Below are 18,163 nucleotides of genomic sequence, written 5' to 3'. Positions count from 1 at the left end.
GCTCACACTCCCCAACGAAGGGCCGCAGTGTGGACGGGAGCGTCCCACAGCGTGGTCATCTCATCGTCCAGTCGCAGCACCGACACGGAACAGCCCTGCATCTCCAAGGAAGTCACGTAGTTTCCCACCAGGGAACGCTCCACCGTGGCACCGCGCTCTGCCAGCACGTTCGCGGCCCGGCGGTAGACGATGTACAGCTCACTCAGCGGAGTGCCGCCCATGCCGTTGACGAACAGCAACACTTTGTCCCCGGAGCCGATGGACAGGTCCTCAAGGACCGGTTCCAGGAGGCGGTCGGTAATCCCATCCGCACCTTCCATGCGGATCCGGTGCCGCCCGGGTTCACCGTGGATGCCGATGCCAATCTCGATCTCGTCGTCGGCCAGTTCAAAGCTCGGAGTTCCGGCGTGCGGCACGGTGCAGCCGGAGAGAGCAACGCCCATGGTCCGCACGTTGGCCACCACGCGCTCGGCGATGCCGGCCACGGCGTCCAGGCCGTCACCCCGTTCAGCAGCGGCGCCCGCGATCTTCTCCACAAGGACGGTGCCGCCCACCCCGCGCCGGCCGGCCGTGTACAGCGAGTCCTCCACGGCGACATCGTCGTTCACGAGTACCGAACGGACAGCCACGCCTTCGGCTTGGGCCATCTCTGCGGCAGTTTCGAAGTTCAGGACGTCACCGGTGTAGTTCTTCACGATATGTACGACGCCGGCACCCGAGTCCACTGCCGTGGTGGCGGGAATGATCTGGTCCGGTGCGGGCGAGGTGAAGACTGCGCCGGGAACAGCAGCATCCAGCATGCCAAGCCCCACGAATCCTGCGTGGAGTGGTTCGTGGCCGCTGCCACCGCCGGAAACCAAGGCAACCTTGCCCGCCACCGGCGCACCTTTGCGGACGACGAATTTCGGGTCGGGGTGGACGTCCACGAGGTCGGCATGTGCCATGCCGAAACCCTCGACGGATTCGTCCACCACCGCACGTGGATCATTGATGAGCTTTTTCATGGGATGCTCCTGAGCCTGCAGTGGTGTGGTGCTCTGACCCTACTACCGGCGGCAGGGACCACGGTAGGCCCGGAGTATCCCCCGTTGGCAGCCTTCGGCTATCCGCCGTCGCCCGCCGCTTTCGCCGGCGCCTCATGGCTCACCTGGACGTCCGGCCAGAAGTCGCCGGAAATCTCGTGGTGCGGGTGTCCGGCCCCGGACCACTCAGTATCGTGCGGCCAGGAGCCGTGCGGGATATCAATCTGGAACGCCGAGAAGTCCGGAAACATGGCGGGTTCCTAGTTGCTCAGCACGGCGTCGCCGCCGGCAGTGACAACGTCTTCGAGCAGCACGGTCTGGTCGATCACCGGCAAGCCAACCACGTGGCCGAAGCTGAACATGTTCTTCGGATCCAGCTCCGCCTTGGCCTTCCGCAGCCGTTCGCGGACGGTCGGAGTCCAGGGCCGTTCCCTGTCCTCAGCGTCCACGAAGTGGCCATGCAAGTTCACGAACGTCCCGCCATTGGAGGCGTCGCGCAGGTCCTCACGAACGGCGTCGTACACCACGGGCAGCAGCTCAGCGAGAGGCGGGACTGCCATCCCTGCCATGAAGAAGCTGAAGGCCGCATCGCGGCCGCCCACGCTATCCTCACCGTCGGCGCACGTTGCCAGCGCCCCACCCAGCAGACGGAGCTCAGCCAGCAGGACGGGACTTTCGACGCCGTGACCGAAGTGCCGCAGGATGGCTTCCTTCGCGGGATCGTCGAGGCGGTCCAACAGGAACCCACGCTCGCGGACCGGAACGGGCTGGTCCGGATCCTGGTGGATGGTGTCGAACTGCGTCGACTCCAGCGGCCCGGTGGCGTCCATCATGAACGGCGCACTCCGGCGCATGGGCTCCAGCAGGCGCGTGGCCACGTCGGCGTCACCTTGGTAGGCGTAGCGCAGGTGGACCACGAACTTACCGCGCAGCGGTTCGGGAATGATGTCCATGTCCGGCAAACGCAGGAAAGCCAACGACGCCGATGCTTCAGTGGGGAGCGACGGCACCCATTCGCTGAACTGCTGGAGCACGGTGGCTGCGTGGACGCCGGCGAAGTAAAGCCCGCCGGCGAAAATATCCTGGTTTGGGAAAAGGTGGAATTCCATGGCTGTGACAATGCCGAGATTGCCTTTACCTCCACGGAGGAGGAAAAAGAGTTCGGGGTCTTCGTCTTTAGTGACCCGCCTTTGCGTGCCATCGGCAGTGACCAACTCGAAGGCGATCACGTGGTCCGAAGCGAAACCGTACTTGCGGCCCATGATCGGCAGTCCGCCGCCAAGGGTGTAGCCCACGACGCCCACGTCGGTGGTGGAACCGCAGAGACCCATGAGGCCGAAGGTCGATGCGAGCTCGACCACCGCCTTCCAGCGAACGCCCGCCCCTACCCGGGCGGTCTTTTCGACGGGGTCGATGCTGAGTTCCAGCATGCGGCGGGTACTGATGAGCAGGCCGCCTTCAACGGCGTTGGTGGCGCCGTGGCCGGTGGACTGGACGGCCACTGGCATGCCGCGCTCAGCAGCCCATTTCACTGCCGCCGAGACGTCCTCTGCATCGAGGGCGCCGAAGGCGACATCCGGCTGGTGTTGGGTGGAAAGGTTGAATGCGGCGACTTCGTCTGCGAAGCCTGGGTCAGCGGGTGTGAACACTGGACCGCGCACGCTGAGCTGTAGTTCTGAAATGCTTGAAATGCCTGAAAAGGACGCGTGGGACTGCATGATCTTCTCTCGATATAACCGATGTGGCGGAAGCTCCCCAGCAAGCCTCAACCAGTTTATCCATCAACTTTAGATAAAAGAAGGGTGTTTAAATCACGCATAATTCCTGGACTTTTGCTGGACTGTTGCAGATGTGGCTAGAGGTGCTTGATCATGCGGGTGTTGCCCAAGGTGTTGGGCTTGACGCGGGCCAAATCCAGGAATTCGGCAACGCCTTCGTCATGCGAGCGCAGGAGTTCCGAGTAGACCTCGGGATCCACGGCGCTTTGGTCCGCCATCACTTCGAAGCCGTGGCGGACAAAGAAGTCCACTTCGAAGGTCAGGCAGAAGACCCTGCTGACACCCACCTCGCGGGCTTTGTCAATGAGGCTCTCCACCAGCTTGTGGCCTACCCCTTTACCGCGCCAGGAGTCGGCGGCAGCAAGTGTGCGGATTTCGGCAAGGTCCTCCCACATGACGTGGAGGGCACCGCAGCCAATGACCTCCCCTTCGGAGGATTCGGCGATCTGGAATTCCTGCAGGCTCTCGTAGTAGGCGACGGTTTCCTTGGAAATCAGGATCCGCTCGTCGGCCAGGCGCGCCACCAGCCTCTTGATCGCCGCAACGTCGCTGGTGCGGGCAGGGCGAAGGCTGAAGGCAGAATCCACTCCCCCATCCTAGCCAGCCGCGGGTGCGGTTTCGTCCTTCGTGACTGCCGGCCATCCCTATCAGGCGGGCCATCGCTATCAGGCGGTGAGCGCGATCTTCCCGCGGGCGTGGCCGCCCTCCATGTACCGCAGGGCATCGGCCGCTTGGTTGAGCTTGAACGTACGGTCCAGGGGCGGGGTGATCTTGCCGGCTTCGATCAGCTCCGCGAGCTCGTGCAACTCTCCGGCGCGGACCACCCCGAAGAACATCGTCAGCCGCTGCTTGATGAAGGGCGAGAGCATGATGGCGCCCACCTGCCGTTCCAGCCCGCCAGCGAAGGATCCGCCACCTTCACCGCCCGTAATCACGGCCGTTCCCGTGGCGGTCAGGGCCCGGCGCATGCGGCGGATCCTGGGATTGCCTGCGATATCGAGGATGAGGTGGAAGGGACCCGAATCCACGAAGTCCTCACTGGCGTAATCAATTACCCGGTCCGCGCCCAGGCTGCGCACAAAGTCCATTTTGCCGGAGCTGCATGTCCCCACAACCTCGGCGCCAAAGGCCTTGGCCAACTGGACCGCGTAGCTTCCGACGCCGCCGGATGCGCCGGTAATGAGGACTTTCTGGCGGGCCTTCACCCGCCCGGCACGCAAGCCCTGGAGTGCCGTGACTGCTGAGACCGGCACAATCGCAGCCTGCTCGAAGGTGATACCCGCGGGCTTGGAAGCCAACTTCGCCTCCGGGGCCACGGCATATTCGGCGAACGCCCCGCGCCCGGACCCGAACACCGTATCACCCACGCTGAACGTGGTGACGCCAGGCCCAACCGCCTCCACAATGCCGGCGAGATCCATGCCCAGGCCCGGATCCCGCGGTTTGCCGATACCGAAGGCAATCCGCCCCAAGTACGGCAGGCCAGTCATCATGTGCCAGGCGCCGCGGTCCACTCCGGCTGCACAGACCCTGACCAGCACTTCCTTGGCCCCGGCTTCCGGCCTCGGGAGGCGCTTCTCCCCCAGGACGTCAGGATCGCCATACGCTTCCCGGACCACAGCCCGCATGCCGACGGACTGCTGGGCTCCGGGATGTGCGCGCTGTGGGGATTTCATGGCTGGACCTTCCTCCAAACACAATTCGTACGCTGTACGAAAGCGACTCTACAGTACACTGTACGAAACCGGAAGAGCCACCATGGAGGAACCTCATGGCCGCAACCGCAGGCGCCGCAAAGCGGCCTGGACTCAGCCGCGGCAAAGTGCTGCAGAAAGCGCTTGAATTGGCAGATGCCGACGGCATCGCCGCGTTGTCCATCCGTTCGCTCGCCCAGAGCATGGGCACCAAACCCATGTCCCTGTACTACTACGTAGCCAGCAAAGACGAGATCCTGGACGGACTCGTGGACCTGGTCTTCGACGAAATCCACACTCCGGAGGCCGGTGGCGAGTGGAAGGAGCAGATGCGCACGCGCGCCCATTCGGCCCGCGAGGTGCTCCGGCACCACCCTTGGGCGATCGGGCTCCTGGAATCACGGAAGGCACCCGGCCCGGCGACGCTGAAACACCACGAGGCAACCCTGGCCACCCTAAGGGCCGCCGGGTTTACCGTGCAGCAGACGGCCCGCGCCTACTCCCTGCTGGACAGCTACATCTATGGATTCGCCCTCCAGGAAGCCGCGCTCCCCATCGCGGGAGGAGAGCCCATGGCAGACGTCGCCTCGCCCATCATGGAACGCTTTGCCACCGGCGAGTACCCGCACATGGTGGAGGTCGCCACGGAACTCGTCATGCAGCCCGGATACGACTACGGCAACGAGTTCAGCCACGGACTCGAGCTGATCCTCGACGCCCTGGAGCGCTCCCGGTAACGACCTCAACTGCGGGACAATCCGAGCCTTACCAACACTTATGCGGCTAAATGTTGGTAAGCAGCAGTAGTAGGTAACACTTATGGTGCTAAGTGTTAGTAAACTGGATTCGTGCCAACACCTCCCGATGCCCGCATTCCCATCGAACCAATCTCATTCGAGACCCTCGACTGGCAGCCCCGCGCACCTGAGATGTACTCACGAGCCGAGGTGAACAGGCAAACCGGGCCCTACCAGGCCAGCATTACAGCCCCCATCGCAGAGTGGACACCCGAGGTCTCAGGCGAAGACTCCGCCGACGTCGAGGATGCCACCCGCCAACTGGTCGCATTCGACAAACACGCCCAGCGCAGATTGGGAACCAACAATCCAGCGCTCGGACCGATGACGGCAATCCTGCTGCGGACAGAGTCGGCTTCCAGTTCGCAGATCGAACAGCTGACCACGTCAGCAAAGCAGCTCGCCCTCGCCGAGATCCATGAGGGCGACAACGCAAACGCACTGACCGTCGTCGGCAATGTCCGCGCCATGGAGGCAGCGCTTCGGCTCGCAGACGAAATCAATGAAGACTCCATCTTGGCCATGCACAGAGCATTGATGCTTCACCAGCGCGGGTTCGACCCTGCCGGTGCCGGGCAATTTCGGAATGAGCAGGTGTGGATAGGGCCTGGTCAAGCGGGACCACGGATGGCTGAGTTCGTCGCACCGCACCACCACCGCATTCGCGACGCGATAGGCGATCTGGTTACCTTCGTAGGCCGGCACGACGTCTCCGTCCTCGTCCAGGTAGCGGTCAGCCATGCGCAGTTCGAGACCATCCACCCGTTCCCCGACGGGAATGGCCGGACCGGGCGCGCCCTGGCTCAGTCCATCCTTCGCAACAAGGGACTCGTCGGCTCCACCGCGGTGCCGATCTCCGCAGGGCTCCTCGTCCACACGGATCGCTACTTCGCAGCCTTGGGCTCCTTCCGTGAGGGCGACGCCGGACCGATTGTCCGGGAGTTCGCCATGGCGAGCAGGATCGCCTCGACCACCGGGGCACGGCTCGTGGACGACCTCGTCGAACAGCTTGAGGAGTCCCGGGGGAAGTTGGCAGGGCTTCGCGCGGATGCCGCGGCGTGGCGCCTTCTTCCCACCTTGATCGGACAGCCTGCGGTGAACACGAGATACCTCATGGCCCAGCTTGGGCTTGGCGAGATGGCAGCACTGCGCGCGCTCGATGCTCTGACCGAGCGCGGCGTGCTGAGTGAATCCACAGGCCGAGACCGCAAACGCGTGTGGCAGCACCGCGGCATCCTTGATGTCCTGGACGCCTACGCCGCGGGCATCCGCCGAATGTCTGCAGGCTAAACCCCCAGCTCCTCCGGCAGTTCCACATCCTTCCCCAGAACCTGCTTCGCCAGGAAGTGCTCCACCACCCCGTACCAGATCTTCGCGTGCTGCGGCTGGAGTACCCAATGGTTCTCGTCCGGGAAATAGAGGAAACGGTGCGGGCTCTGTCCGCTCTCATCCGCAGGAAGCCCCGAGGAAGACAACAGCTCGTACCAGAGCCGCAATCCTTCGCCGATGGGCACGCGGTAGTCCTTGTCTCCGTGGATCACCAGCATGGGCGTCTTGATGTTGCCTACGTTGAGGTGCGGCGAGTTCTCCATGGCCATCTCCGCCGTCATTTCCTTCAGCCAATACTGCGCGGCGTCCGTCGTCGGGCCGAACTGGTCCAGCGCCCACAGGCTGGCGTGCGTGACGATCGCCTTGAAACGGCCGGTCTGCCCGGCCACCCAGTTGGCCATGTACCCGCCGAAGGAACCACCCATCGCGGCGGTCCGGGTCTCGTCAATGTCCGCGCGCGCAACCACGGCGTCGGTCACGGCCATCAGATCCGAGAACGGTTTCTTGCCCCACTCACCCCAACCGCGCTGGATGAACTCCTGGCCGTAGCCCGTGGAGAGTGCAGGGTCCGGCAGCAGGACGGCATAGCCCTTGGCAACCAACAGCCACGGGTTCCAACGCCACGTCCAGGCGTTCCACGAGCCGAGGGGTCCGCCATGGATCCAGAGCAGGAGCGGGGCAGGTGCCTCGACGGACGCTCCGGAAGGAACAGCCAGGTACGCCGGTACACGCACACCATCCGCAGTCGTCGTTTCCACCCGCTCCAAGCGACCGCTGTACACGGGACGCTCGGCCGGCGCCGGGAGCCGTTCCACGTCTCCCGTCAACAGATCGATGCGCACAGCCTCCGAGGGGAACTCATACGAACTCCGCAGGGCGTACGCTGTGCGCCCGTCCCGCGCAACCACGACGTCGGTGTACGCCGCTGCGTCTTTCGTCACCCTGGCGACCCCACCGTCGGGGACGTCCACCCGGAAAACCGGCGACGCGCCGTCGTCGTCCGCTGTGACCAAAAGGCCGCTGCCGTCCGGGAGCCAGGCAACCGGCGTGGCCCAGCGGTCCCAGTCATGAGCCAGCGGCACGAGCCCGGCGGCTTCCCCGCCCGAAACATCCAGCAGGTGCAGCTTGACCAGCGGCGCCTGGGTGGGAGCGGTGTCGCTTTCGCTCTGCACCACCAGCGTGCGGTTGTCCGGGCTCACGGGGCCGGGGAAGTAGCTCATGCCTTCGTGGTCCAGCAGAACTTTGACAGCGCCGGTAGCAACGTCGACGGCGGCGAGCACCTCCCGGCTGTCGGCCTTCGCTAGCGCCTTGCTGAGGCTCGTATAGATGGTCTTGCCGTCGGGGCTCACCACGGTTTTGGCTTCCCGCAGCGAACCTCCGACGCCGGGAGTCAGGTTCCGCAGCGAGACCGGCGGTTCCGCGTCAACAGTGGCCGGCCTGCCAGGCTCGTCGGCCGGCCCGGCTTCGACCGCGAAGATGCGGGGCTCCGAGGGACCAAGATCCGCATCCCAAAACCTGACCGGGTAGCCACTGTGCAGGATGGCAGAGACCTTGTTGTCCTTGCGGGCTTTGCGTCGCTCTTCATCGTTCTCCTCGCCGGTGGACCCGGCCAGGACGTCGGCCACCAGGAAGGTTGCCCGGGCATCCGTGGCAGCCAGGACGGAACCAACGCCACCTGCGCGGGAGTGCGCAATGCGGGCCTCTCCGCCATTGGCAGGAAGCACCCACAACGCGCTGACGGGATCCTCGTCGGGCTTTTCCGGGTCCGGCCGCGCCGAGGTGAAGTAGAGGTTGCCATCGGCGGCGAACACGGCACCGGACTCGCCCTTGGCACTCCGGGTGATCCGGCGGGCCTGTTCCCGGCCCGTGGGGTCCAGCTCCCACAGGGCCGTCATGAACTCTGTGCCCTTGCTGTTCAAGGTGGAGACAGTGGTGACCAGTCGTGTGCCGTTTGGGCTGAGGGTGAGTCCACTGACCCGTGGGATGGCCAGGTAGTGGTCAAGATCGTGGAAGGGAGTTTCGGGTTGCGGGGTATGCGAGCCAGTCGAATCCATGGTCCGATTCAACACGGAATGTGCCGTCGATCACAGGGTGGTTCACTAAGAGTGAAACACTACTTTCACATCGTCCCAACTAGGTCGCATTAGTGCGCGTTTTGAGGCCTCTAAACGCGCACTAATGCGACCTAGTTGGGATGTTGCGGAGGGCGTGGAGCACGGGGGCCACGCCGTCCTCACCGGCGATCGCTGCTGCCACAGCTTTCGCCCGGGCAGCATAGGACGGCGAGCTGACCGCCGCCTTAATGGCCTGCCCCAACCGCGCCGCGGTGAGTTGCTTGTAAGGAACCGGTTCCGGCCCGGCTCCCAGCGCCTCCACGCGGGATGCCCACAAAGGCTGGTCCGTGAAGACGGGAACGCATACGGCAGGCACCCCCGCACGGAGGCCGGCCGCCGTCGTTCCTGAACCGGCGTGATGTACCACGGCAGCCATCCGGGGAAAGAGCCACTCGTGCGGGACCTCGCCGATGCCGATTGCATCGTCGCTGTGAACGCGTCCGCCCTGGATGACGGCACGAACTCCGGCAATCCGCGCCGCCGCCACGGCGAGCTCCTCATCGACTGCCGCGCCGCTGCCAAAACCAATGAAGACCGGGGCCGGACCAGCCGCCAGGAAATCCGCCAACGCCCGGTCGGGCTGCCAGTTTCGTTCCCCCGGCGGCCACCAGTACCCCGCCATGACAAGCCCCGCGTGCCAGTCCTTCGGACGGGGCAGCACCGTGGGACTGATGCCATGGAGGGTGGTCGCCTTGTTACGCCGACGACGGCGGTCGGCAGCTTGGCGGGACAGCGTGGGCAAGCCCAGCCCGCGGCGAAGCCTGGCACCCGGAGCATCGTAAGGGGCTGGTCCGGCGAGAACCCTCCTGCCGATCACTTTGTTGCCCACGGCGCCGAGGTCACGGCCGGAACCGAGCAGCACAGGCGGATATGCTCCGCTCGGCTCCACGGGTTGCAGGTGGGCGCCGATGGCAGGAAGTTCCAGTGCTTCGGCGATGTCGTAGGCAAAGGGCGCCACCGAATTCGCCAAGATGACGTCCGCCCCTGCCTGGGCCGCGGCCAGTGTTCCCCTCGCCGCCTGTTCCATGTAGCCGCCGAGGGCCTGCCACGAGTGCCGGACATCCCTGAATGAGGGCCTCTCCGCCGAGTCGGTTCGTTGGATGATGCGGGTGAGGTCCCCCGGGAGCGCCCTGAATTCACAGCCGGCCGACACAACGAGCGGGCCATAGGCAGGGTTCGCAGCTATGGCCACCTCAAAACCGTGTTCCTGCAGCGCCGATCCCAGCCCAGCCATGGGCGCCACGTCTCCGCGCGTACCAGGAGCCACCATCAAAATCCGCATTCAATCCTCGCTTCCGGAAACACGAATGCCCCGCACACTCCTAGGAGAATGTGCGGGGCACTCTGCTTATGAGGCCTCTGCCTTACGCGGTGGGAGCAATCTCCGGGATCCGCGGCTTGGCGTTGCCTTCGAACGTGAACTTGGCTTCGTCACCTTCACCCTCGACGTCAACCACAACGATGTCGCCGGTGTGGATGTCGCCGAACAGGATCTTCTCGGACAGCTGGTCCTCGATCTCGCGCTGGATGGTGCGGCGCAGCGGCCGGGCACCCATGGCGGGGTCGTAACCACGGGTGGCGAGCAGGACCTTGGCGGCCTTGGTGAGCTCGATGCCCATGTCCTTGTCCTTCAGGCGGCGCTCCAGACGGGTCACAAAGAGATCCACGATCTCGATGATCTCGTCCTGCGTCAGCTGCGGGAACACCACGACGTCGTCAACACGGTTGAGGAACTCGGGGCGGAAGTGCTGCTTGAGCTCTTCCGTCACCCGGGCACGCATCCGGTTGTAGCCGGTCTGGGTGTCCGTGCCGGACTGGAAGCCGGTAGCGACGCTCTTGGAGATGTCGCGGGTACCCAGGTTGGTAGTCATGATGATCACGGTGTTCTTGAAGTCCACCACGCGGCCCTGGGAGTCGGTCAGTCGGCCGTCTTCCAGGATCTGCAGCAGCGAGTTGAAGAGATCGGCGTGCGCCTTCTCGACTTCGTCGAACAGGACCACGGAGAACGGACGGCGGCGAACCTTCTCGGTCAACTGCCCGCCTTCCTCGTAGCCGACGTAGCCCGGAGGGGCACCGAAGAGACGCGAAACCGTGTGCTTCTCGGAGTACTCGGACATGTCCAGCGTGATGAGGGCGTCCTCTTCACCGAACAGGAACTCTGCCAGGGCCTTGGCGAGCTCGGTCTTTCCGACGCCGGTGGGGCCGGCGAAGATGAACGAGCCACCCGGACGCTTGGGGTCCTTCAGGCCGGCACGCGTACGGCGGATAGCCTGCGACAGGGCCTTGATGGCCTCGTCCTGGCCGACCACGCGCTTGTGGAGTTCCTCTTCCATCTTGAGCAGGCGGGAGGACTCTTCTTCGGTGAGCTTGAAGACCGGGATACCCGTGGAGTTCGCGAGGACTTCTGCAATCAGGTCCTCGTCAACCTCGGAGATGTCATCCATGCCCCCGGACTTCCAGTTGCGTTCCTTCTCTGCGCGCTCGGCAATGAGCTTCTGCTCCTTGTCGCGCAGCGAAGCGGCACCTTCAAAGTCCTGGGCGTCAATCGCCGATTCCTTCTCCAGCTTCACGTCAGCGATGCGCTCGTCCATGGCCTTGAGCTCCGGCGGAGCGGTCATGCGGCGGATGCGCAGGCGGGCACCGGCTTCATCGATGAGGTCGATCGCCTTGTCAGGCAGGAAGCGGTCCGAGATGTAGCGTTCGGCCAGCTGCGCGGCTGAGGCGAGGGCGCCGTCGGTAATCGTCACGCGGTGGTGTGCCTCGTAACGGTCCCGCAGGCCCTTCAGGATCTCGATCGCGTGGGCGACCGAGGGTTCCTTGACCTGGATCGGCTGGAAACGGCGCTCAAGGGCGGCGTCCTTCTCGATGTGCTTGCGGTACTCGTCCAGCGTGGTGGCACCAATGGTCTGGAGCTCGCCACGGGCCAGCATCGGCTTCAGGATCGACGCGGCGTCGATGGCACCTTCGGCAGCACCTGCACCTACCAGGGTGTGGATCTCATCAATGAAGAGGATGATGTCCCCACGGGTGCGGATTTCCTTGAGGACCTTCTTCAGGCGCTCTTCGAAGTCACCACGGTAACGGGAGCCGGCGACCAGCGAGCCAAGGTCAAGCGTGTACAGCTGCTTGTCCTTGATGGTCTCCGGGACATCGCCGCGAACGATCGCCTGGGCGAGGCCTTCGACGACGGCAGTCTTACCGACACCGGGCTCACCGATGAGCACGGGGTTGTTCTTGGTACGGCGGGAGAGGACCTGCATGACGCGTTCCATCTCCTGCTCGCGCCCGATCACAGGATCGAGCTTGTTTTCGCGGGCAGCCTGGGTGAGGTTGCGGCCGAACTGGTCCAGCACCACGGAACCGGCGGGGGTTCCTTCCTGCTGGCCCTGGCCCGAACCCGATCCTGCGGTTTCCTTGCCCTGGTAGCCGGACAGCAACTGGATGACCTGTTGGCGGACCCGGTTGAGGTCGGCGCCAAGCTTCACCAGGACCTGGGCAGCAACGCCCTCGCCCTCACGAATGAGGCCGAGGAGGATGTGCTCGGTGCCGATGTAGTTATGGCCGAGCTGAAGAGCCTCGCGAAGGGAAAGCTCAAGTACCTTCTTGGCGCGCGGGGTGAAGGGGATGTGACCGGAAGGAGCCTGCTGGCCCTGGCCGATGATCTCCTGAACCTGTTCGCGGACGCCGTCGAGCGAGATGCTCAGAGACTCAAGAGCCTTGGCGGCAACGCCTTCACCCTCATGGATCAGACCCAAGAGGATGTGTTCTGTACCGATGTAGTTGTGATTGAGCATCCGTGCCTCTTCTTGGGCAAGGACGACCACGCGACGGGCACGGTCCGTAAATCTCTCAAACATTTCGCCACACTCCTAGCTACGACGTACTTTGATGCTACGTGCCGGGGCGGGACTTTTGGAGCGTGTTCGCCACAGGGGAAACATGACGTACTTGCGGAATAAATATCATCGTGCCTGCCCGGTTCCCCAACCCGCCCTGCCCCGGAGCAGCACGCGCCGCCCTGCACACGGGCCATCGGACCAATCCGGGTGCTTGGTGTTCCTGCGCCCTGCATTCAACGTACCCAAATGATCCCGGGGTGAAGCGCCACCGGAGGCCTCCGGAATATTGCTGCCCGGCAAAAGGTGGCACGCCGTATGCCTATTAGGTCTTTAAACACCAAAGCCCCGGCACTGAGGCCGGGGCTTAGAGGCGGTGAATCAGGAATTCGCCTTCTGGTACGCTTCCTGAATTTCAGCTTGAATACGTCCACGGCTGTTGACCGTGTAACCGTTATCCCGTGCCCACTGGCGGATCTGAGCCGAATCCTGGCTCCGCGCAGCCGTAGCGCGGCCCCGGGTGGCACGGCCGGAAGAGGAAGTCTTCCGGGCTTTGGCGACGTAAGGCTCAAGCGCCTGACGCAGGGAAGCTGCGTTTGCGGTGGACAAGTCCATCTCGTAGCTCACACCGTCAAGGCCAAAACGGACAGTTTCATCGGCTGCCCCTTCATCCAAGTCGTCAACCAGGATGATTTTTACTTTTTGTGCCATGAGTAGCCTCTCTTTTGGAGGGTTGATATTCAGAAATCCCCATGTTGCTATTCCTGATTATCGTTCACGGCACGCACACACGTCAAAGGCATATGTGGATTACTGCTTTGGACCGCCAATTTCCGGGCTATTTAGCGGCGGGCCCGTCCGCTTCGGGACCTGAATTGCGCAGATTCGCCTCAGCCTGCGCACGGGCTTCCGCCTGGCGCTCGGATTTGTCCGCATTGAATATGGCCTTCATGGCAAACCAGAAGATCAAACCAACAACTACTGACGGCGCCAGGACGGCGATGTACTCCATGATCAGTGACCTTCTGGCTTGAGTAGTGGGAAGAGAATGGTTTCGCGGATACCGGCACCGGTAAAGAGCATGACAAGACGGTCAATGCCCAATCCAATACCACCCATGGGCGGCGCGCCGTATTCCAAGGCACGGAGGAAGTCCTCGTCCAACTGCATGGCCTCGTCATCGCCGGCTGCGGAACGGCGGGACTGCTCCGTCAGCCGTTCCCTCTGGATCACGGGGTCAATCAGCTCGGAGAACGCCGTCCCACGCTCCATACCGCCAATGATCAGGTCCCAGGCCTCAATCAGCCGGCCGTCCTCGCGGTGCGGGCGGGCCAGCGGCTGTGCGGACGGCGGGTAGTCGTAGACGAACGTGGGGTTAAGCAACGTGGGTTCCACAATCTCGCCGAACAATTCCACAACCAGCTTCTCGGCGTCCCACTTGGGATCCACTTTGACCTCATGCTTGGCGGCAATGGCCAGCAATTCGTCCACCGTGGTGTCCGGAGTAATTTCAACGCCCACGGCTTCGGAAAGTCCCGGATATACCGCAATCCACGCCCATTCGCCGTCGAGGTTAATCTCGCCCGCATCCGTTTGGATGGTGCGCGTGCCCACAACGTCAGCCACATTCAGGATGATTTCCTTCATGCGCTCGGCCATAACGAACTGGTCCGCCCACGCCTCATAGCATTCAAGCGTGGTGAATTCGGGGCTGTGGGTGGAGTCGACGCCCTCATTGCGGAACACCCGGCCCATATCGTAAACGCGGTCGATTCCGCCCACCACTGCCCGCTTGAGGAAGAGTTCGGTGGCAATGCGCAGGGTCATCTTCTGGTCAAAGGCGTTCATGTGGGTCTCGAACGGACGGGCCGTCGCGCCGCCGTGGACCAATTGCAGGATGGGTGTTTCCACCTCCACGTAGCCGTGGCGGTCCAAGGTATCGCGGACCGAACGGGTGATGGCAGCGCGCTTGTACACCATTTCGCGGGCTTCATCGCGGACCATGAGGTCCACGTACCGCTGGCGGACGCGGGTTTCCTCGTTGAGCTCAGCGTGGAGAACGGGGAGCGGGCGCAGGGCCTTGGAGGCCATGGACCACGAATCGGCCATGACGGACAGCTCACCGCGGCGGGAGGAAATAACCTCGCCCTTGATGAACACGTGGTCGCCGAGGTCCACCAGTGCCTTCCATTCGGCAAGCGCTTCGTCGCCGACGTTGGCCAGGCTCAGCATTGCCTGCAGCCGGACGCCCTTGCCGTCCACGCCGCCTTCCTGCAGGGTGGCGAAGCAGAGCTTGCCGGTGTTGCGCACAAACACGACGCGACCCGTAACGCCCACCACGTCGCCAGTGGTCTGGTCAGCTTCAAGGTGTGCGTACTTCTCGCGGATTTCGCCCAGCGAATGCGTCCGCTCAACGCCCACCGGATAGGCCTCCGCACCGCGCTCGATCAGCTTGGCACGCTTGTCCATGCGGATGCGCATCTGCTCGCTGGCGTCGACAGGCTCGGCGGAGGTGTTCGGGGCGGAGGTGTTTGCGGAAGTCACAATCCTTAAGTTTACCGCCGATTACGGACCGCTACTTCCGGTCATAGACTCGGGCTGTGGAGACGTGGACTGTTGAAACGGACGACGCCGGCGGGCAGCTGGAGGTGCATACCTTCCGTCCGCTCTCCGCGGCCTCCCTTCCAGGCCCGAAGGCACCTGCCGAACCAGCCGGCGTCGTCATGGTGCATGGCACTCTGGTGACCGATTCGCTGTACTGGCCCTTCGCCCGGAACCTCAGCCACATGCTGGGGCGGCCCGTCCACTGCTACAACCGCCGTGGCCGCGGACAGTCGGCCCCCCAGCCCCCGGGCTATTCGGTTGAAACGGAAGTAGCGGACCTCGCCGCAGTGCTGCGAAAAACCGGCTCGGCCGACGTCGTGGCCCACAGCTATGGCGGCTTCGTCGCCCTCAACGCCGCGCGAAGCACCAGGATCAACCGGCTGGTGACCTACGACGCCGCGGTTTCCCTGTCCGGGAGCCTCCACGGCCGCTGGCGCCCGGAGCTGGAAGAAGCGGTCACGGCAGGCCAACTCGATCACGCCTGGGCCCACCTGGTCCAAGGGCTGGGAACAGCGGGACCCATCTCCTACCTGCCCATGGGCGCCTTGCGCGTGCTGAGCATCATCTCCGCCCAGACCCGGCTGGGTTTGGAGATGCGTTCCCTGTTGCCCACGGCTGTCACCGAGATGCGGGCAGTCCTTGCCGCCGATGCCACGCTGCACGATTTCATTGCCCTGCAAACGCCCACCCTTATGCTCAGCGGCGGCTGGAGTCCGTCCTACTTTGCCGAAACCGGCCGCATCCTCGCCGGCGCTGTACCGGCCATCGACTTCGCCATTGTGCCGTTGCAATTCCACGAGGGGCCCCTGCGTCCCGGAAAGCGCCTCGCGACGCGAATCGCCCGCTTCCTGTCCGGTGACCACGTTAACGCGGCCGTCGGCACCTAGGATGATCCGGTGAGGGAACGCGACATCAAGACGCACGACGGCGGCAAACTCGCCTTGTATACGTACGGCGACGAAGACGCTCCCGGGGAACGCCGGGTCATGGTCATCGGCGGAGCCTTCCTGACCGCCTTGATCTACCGTCCGTTCTCGATTGCGCTGGCGAAGGGCCTCGGAGACGGCTGGGCCGTGGATGTCTACGATCGGCGCGGACGCGGCAAGTCCACCGACCAGCCGCACAACTACTCCATGGCTACCGAGATAGCGGACGTGCGCACCATCATGGATGCCACGGACGGACGGAACATCCTTGGCCACAGCCTGGGTGGATCCGTAGCCCTCAACGCTGCAATGGCCTTCGCCGGAACACACCACGAGCCTGCCAAGCTTGCTGTCTATGACGCTGCCGTCAACATCGACGGCAGCATGAGCACCGATTGGCTGGCGGGATTTGCCGACGCCGTGGACGCAGGTGACGTGAGCCGGGCGATGGCTAGGATGAAGCGTGGCATGCAGCCCGGAACAGCGCTGGCACGCGTTCCCGAGCCGATCCTGGCAGGGCTCATGGCGGTTGTTTCGCGGACCAAGGTCAACAAGCTCTTCCGTGAACTGCTGCCTTCCGGCGTGGGCGAGCTGAAAGCCGCCTTCGAGGCCGATGCCACGCCCAGGGACTTTTCCGTGCTGCCATCCACCACGCACTTCATGGTGGGCAAGAGAAGCCCGCAGTTCTACAAGGTCACTGCTGCACGGCTGAACCGTGCGGTAGCCGGCAGCACCCTCGAAGTCTCTCCGCGGGGGTTCCATGGCTCCGTTCCGGCAGCTGTCAAAGAGCTGGTCCATGACATTTCGGACTACTTCAAGCGCTGATCCCCGACGTATCCGGCCGTCGTTCAGGTGGCTCGGCTAGGCTCAAGTCATGACGCGCGAGATCATCACCACAGCTGACGGCGGACACCTCGAGGTACTCACTACGGGAGGTGACCGAAAGGACGCCGGTTCCGGCGTCGTCGTCGTGCCTGCCTCCATGGTGACAGCATCCGACTACACCCGTTTCGCGCAGAAACTCAGTGAAGCGCTGGGCCGCCCCGTTCACACCTTCAACCGTCGCGGACGCGGTGACTCCTCACCGCAGGCAGAAGACTACTCACTGGAGGCCGATATCCGCGACCTCGATGCTGTCATGAAGCACACCTCCAGCACCGATGTGTTCGGACACAGCTTTGGCGGCGCGGTCGCACTGCACGCGGCACGCACGCTGCCCGTCGAGCGCCTTGCCGTGTACGACCCCGCCGTTTCCGTCAACCAGAGCGTCAAGGCGGACTGGACGGACGAATACGAACGCGCGACGGCGGCGGGAGACTACGATCGCGGACTCGCCGTCCTGATCAAGGGGGTCGAGACAGGCGGCGCTTTCGCGCGCATGCCGCTCTCCATGCTTACCCTCGCCACGAAACTCACGGCCGGCACACCCCTGGGCAAGCAGATGCGTGAGCTCATGACGTGCGGCGTCCGGGAGATCAAGGCCGTGATCGCCGCTGACATGCCGGCCGAGCCGTTCCTGGCGCTGCCTCTTGAGACTCTGATTGTGGTGGGCGAAAAGAGCCCTGCATACTTCGGCGTGGCTTGCGGACAGATCCACGACGTTCTCTCCGGCTCGAGTTACACCATCCTGCCGGGCTTCGGCCACGACGGGCCCAACAAGGCTCCGGACAAGCTGATCGCGGAGCTGTCAGAGTTCTTCTCCGGGTAGGTTACCCAGGCGGCTCCACGATTCCAGGGTCCCGTTGTGGGGGCCATCCGCGGTTTGGCCGCTCGCGGACTCCGTGCCGGGCTTCTTGTTGTGGGGGCCATCCACGGTTTGGCCGCTCGCGGGCCGCTCGGCAGACTCCCGCGCCGTTGAGGGTCCGCATTGCTTGTTGTGGGGCCTGTGGTGCGTGTTTTTTGGCGTGAGGTAGTTGGGGTGTTAAAGGTGTGGAGCCCCGACCGTCGTGGTCGGGGCTCCTGTTAAGTGTTGTCCGGCGGTGTCCTACTCTCCCACACCCTCCCGGGTGCAGTACCATCGGCGCTGTGGGTCTTAGCTTCCGGGTTCGGAATGGGACCGGGCG

Annotated in this window: 16 protein-coding genes and 1 rRNA gene; 5 read left to right on the top strand and 12 right to left on the bottom strand. The window is 64.0% G+C overall.

Annotated features, from left to right (window positions below; translation table 11 throughout):
* Nucleotides 1-2: 2 nt before the first annotated feature.
* The 5 genes from dhaK to ACIQT2_RS11755 form a co-directional block, all read right to left on the bottom strand.
* Entirely contained in the window at nt 3-1,004 is a 1,002-nt protein-coding gene (gene dhaK, locus ACIQT2_RS11775) for a dihydroxyacetone kinase subunit DhaK (protein ID WP_402946510.1), read from the bottom strand.
* A gap of 98 nt (nt 1,005-1,102) precedes the next feature.
* Entirely contained in the window at nt 1,103-1,273 is a 171-nt protein-coding gene (locus ACIQT2_RS11770) for a hypothetical protein (protein ID WP_400335097.1), read from the bottom strand.
* Between the two features lie 9 nt (nt 1,274-1,282).
* Complete coding sequence (locus tag ACIQT2_RS11765) at nt 1,283-2,671, bottom strand: FAD-binding oxidoreductase (protein WP_402946507.1); 1,389 nt, start codon at nt 2,669-2,671, stop codon at nt 1,283-1,285.
* A gap of 206 nt (nt 2,672-2,877) precedes the next feature.
* Entirely contained in the window at nt 2,878-3,387 is a 510-nt protein-coding gene (locus ACIQT2_RS11760) for an amino-acid N-acetyltransferase (protein ID WP_400335094.1), read from the bottom strand.
* A gap of 78 nt (nt 3,388-3,465) precedes the next feature.
* A complete protein-coding gene (locus ACIQT2_RS11755) occupies nt 3,466-4,476 on the bottom strand; it encodes an NAD(P)-dependent alcohol dehydrogenase (protein ID WP_402946505.1) in 1,011 nt (336 codons plus the stop codon).
* Between the two features lie 95 nt (nt 4,477-4,571).
* On the opposite strand from ACIQT2_RS11755, the gene ACIQT2_RS11750 reads away from it, so the two are divergent.
* Together ACIQT2_RS11750 and ACIQT2_RS11745 are read left to right on the top strand one after the other, a co-directional pair.
* The gene (locus ACIQT2_RS11750; protein ID WP_402946503.1) at nt 4,572-5,231 is read left to right on the top strand and encodes a TetR/AcrR family transcriptional regulator; all 660 of its coding nucleotides are present in this window, start codon (nt 4,572-4,574) and stop codon (nt 5,229-5,231) included.
* Between the two features lie 111 nt (nt 5,232-5,342).
* Nucleotides 5,343-6,581 (top strand): Fic family protein, encoded by a 1,239-nt coding sequence (locus tag ACIQT2_RS11745; RefSeq protein WP_402946501.1) that lies wholly within the window; start codon nt 5,343-5,345, stop codon nt 6,579-6,581.
* Here ACIQT2_RS11745 and ACIQT2_RS11740 read toward each other — a convergent pair.
* The 6 genes from ACIQT2_RS11740 to lysS all read right to left on the bottom strand — a co-directional run bounded on the left by ACIQT2_RS11740 (nt 6,578) and on the right by lysS (nt 15,114).
* The gene (locus tag ACIQT2_RS11740) at nt 6,578-8,674 is read right to left on the bottom strand and encodes an alpha/beta fold hydrolase (protein ID WP_402946499.1); all 2,097 of its coding nucleotides are present in this window, start codon (nt 8,672-8,674) and stop codon (nt 6,578-6,580) included. The genes ACIQT2_RS11745 and ACIQT2_RS11740 overlap by 4 nt on opposite strands.
* A gap of 121 nt (nt 8,675-8,795) precedes the next feature.
* Nucleotides 8,796-10,016: a glycosyltransferase gene (locus ACIQT2_RS11735; RefSeq protein ID WP_402946498.1), complete on the bottom strand. Its 1,221-nt coding sequence runs from the start codon at nt 10,014-10,016 to the stop codon at nt 8,796-8,798.
* A gap of 82 nt (nt 10,017-10,098) precedes the next feature.
* Nucleotides 10,099-12,591 carry an ATP-dependent Clp protease ATP-binding subunit gene (locus ACIQT2_RS11730; RefSeq protein WP_397325474.1) on the bottom strand — a complete coding sequence of 831 codons (2,493 nt, stop codon included), beginning with the start codon at nt 12,589-12,591 and terminating at the stop codon, nt 10,099-10,101.
* A 360-nt stretch (nt 12,592-12,951) separates the two neighbouring features.
* Nucleotides 12,952-13,281, bottom strand: coding sequence for an Lsr2 family protein (locus tag ACIQT2_RS11725; protein ID WP_387439078.1), 330 nt, complete (start codon nt 13,279-13,281; stop codon nt 12,952-12,954).
* Between the two features lie 127 nt (nt 13,282-13,408).
* Entirely contained in the window at nt 13,409-13,582 is a 174-nt protein-coding gene (locus ACIQT2_RS11720) for a hypothetical protein (protein ID WP_397325475.1), read from the bottom strand.
* 2 nt (nt 13,583-13,584) lie between these two features.
* Nucleotides 13,585-15,114 carry a lysine--tRNA ligase gene (lysS, locus tag ACIQT2_RS11715; RefSeq protein WP_400335084.1) on the bottom strand — a complete coding sequence of 510 codons (1,530 nt, stop codon included), beginning with the start codon at nt 15,112-15,114 and terminating at the stop codon, nt 13,585-13,587.
* Between the two features lie 56 nt (nt 15,115-15,170).
* On the opposite strand from lysS, the gene ACIQT2_RS11710 reads away from it, so the two are divergent.
* The 3 genes from ACIQT2_RS11710 to ACIQT2_RS11700 are packed head-to-tail and all read left to right on the top strand — an operon-like array spanning nt 15,171 to nt 17,808.
* Nucleotides 15,171-16,061, top strand: a complete 891-nt coding sequence (locus ACIQT2_RS11710) for an alpha/beta fold hydrolase (protein ID WP_402946495.1) — start codon at nt 15,171-15,173, stop codon at nt 16,059-16,061.
* 9 nt (nt 16,062-16,070) lie between these two features.
* Nucleotides 16,071-16,925, top strand: coding sequence for an alpha/beta fold hydrolase (locus ACIQT2_RS11705; protein ID WP_400335080.1), 855 nt, complete (start codon nt 16,071-16,073; stop codon nt 16,923-16,925).
* Between the two features lie 49 nt (nt 16,926-16,974).
* Nucleotides 16,975-17,808, top strand: a complete 834-nt coding sequence (locus ACIQT2_RS11700; RefSeq protein ID WP_400335078.1) for an alpha/beta fold hydrolase — start codon at nt 16,975-16,977, stop codon at nt 17,806-17,808.
* 263 nt (nt 17,809-18,071) lie between these two features.
* On the opposite strand, the gene rrf is transcribed toward ACIQT2_RS11700, so the two are convergent.
* Nucleotides 18,072-18,163, bottom strand: a 5S ribosomal RNA gene (gene rrf, locus ACIQT2_RS11695); the annotation flags it as partial.

This window comes from Paenarthrobacter sp. NPDC090522, from assembly GCF_044769225.1.
Lineage (GTDB): Bacteria > Actinomycetota > Actinomycetes > Actinomycetales > Micrococcaceae > Arthrobacter.
The sequence above is the reverse complement of the archived record's forward strand: the minus strand, read 5'-3'. Positions and strand labels throughout refer to the sequence as shown.

Excerpts from the sequence above, each read along its gene's own strand:
- ACIQT2_RS11725 (WP_387439078.1), bottom strand. The coding sequence starts at position 13,281 with ATGGCACAAAAAGTAAAAATCATCCTGGTTGACGACTTGGATGAAGGG.
- ACIQT2_RS11700 (WP_400335078.1), top strand. The coding sequence starts at position 16,975 with ATGACGCGCGAGATCATCACCACAGCTGACGGCGGACACCTCGAGGTA.
- ACIQT2_RS11735 (WP_402946498.1), bottom strand. The coding sequence starts at position 10,016 with ATGCGGATTTTGATGGTGGCTCCTGGTACGCGCGGAGACGTGGCGCCC.
- ACIQT2_RS11770 (WP_400335097.1), bottom strand. The coding sequence starts at position 1,273 with ATGTTTCCGGACTTCTCGGCGTTCCAGATTGATATCCCGCACGGCTCC.
- ACIQT2_RS11755 (WP_402946505.1), bottom strand. The coding sequence starts at position 4,476 with ATGAAATCCCCACAGCGCGCACATCCCGGAGCCCAGCAGTCCGTCGGC.
- ACIQT2_RS11730 (WP_397325474.1), bottom strand. The coding sequence starts at position 12,591 with ATGTTTGAGAGATTTACGGACCGTGCCCGTCGCGTGGTCGTCCTTGCC.
- ACIQT2_RS11740 (WP_402946499.1), bottom strand. The coding sequence starts at position 8,674 with ATGGATTCGACTGGCTCGCATACCCCGCAACCCGAAACTCCCTTCCAC.
- dhaK (WP_402946510.1), bottom strand. The coding sequence starts at position 1,004 with ATGAAAAAGCTCATCAATGATCCACGTGCGGTGGTGGACGAATCCGTC.
- ACIQT2_RS11750 (WP_402946503.1), top strand. The coding sequence starts at position 4,572 with ATGGCCGCAACCGCAGGCGCCGCAAAGCGGCCTGGACTCAGCCGCGGC.
- ACIQT2_RS11720 (WP_397325475.1), bottom strand. The coding sequence starts at position 13,582 with ATGGAGTACATCGCCGTCCTGGCGCCGTCAGTAGTTGTTGGTTTGATC.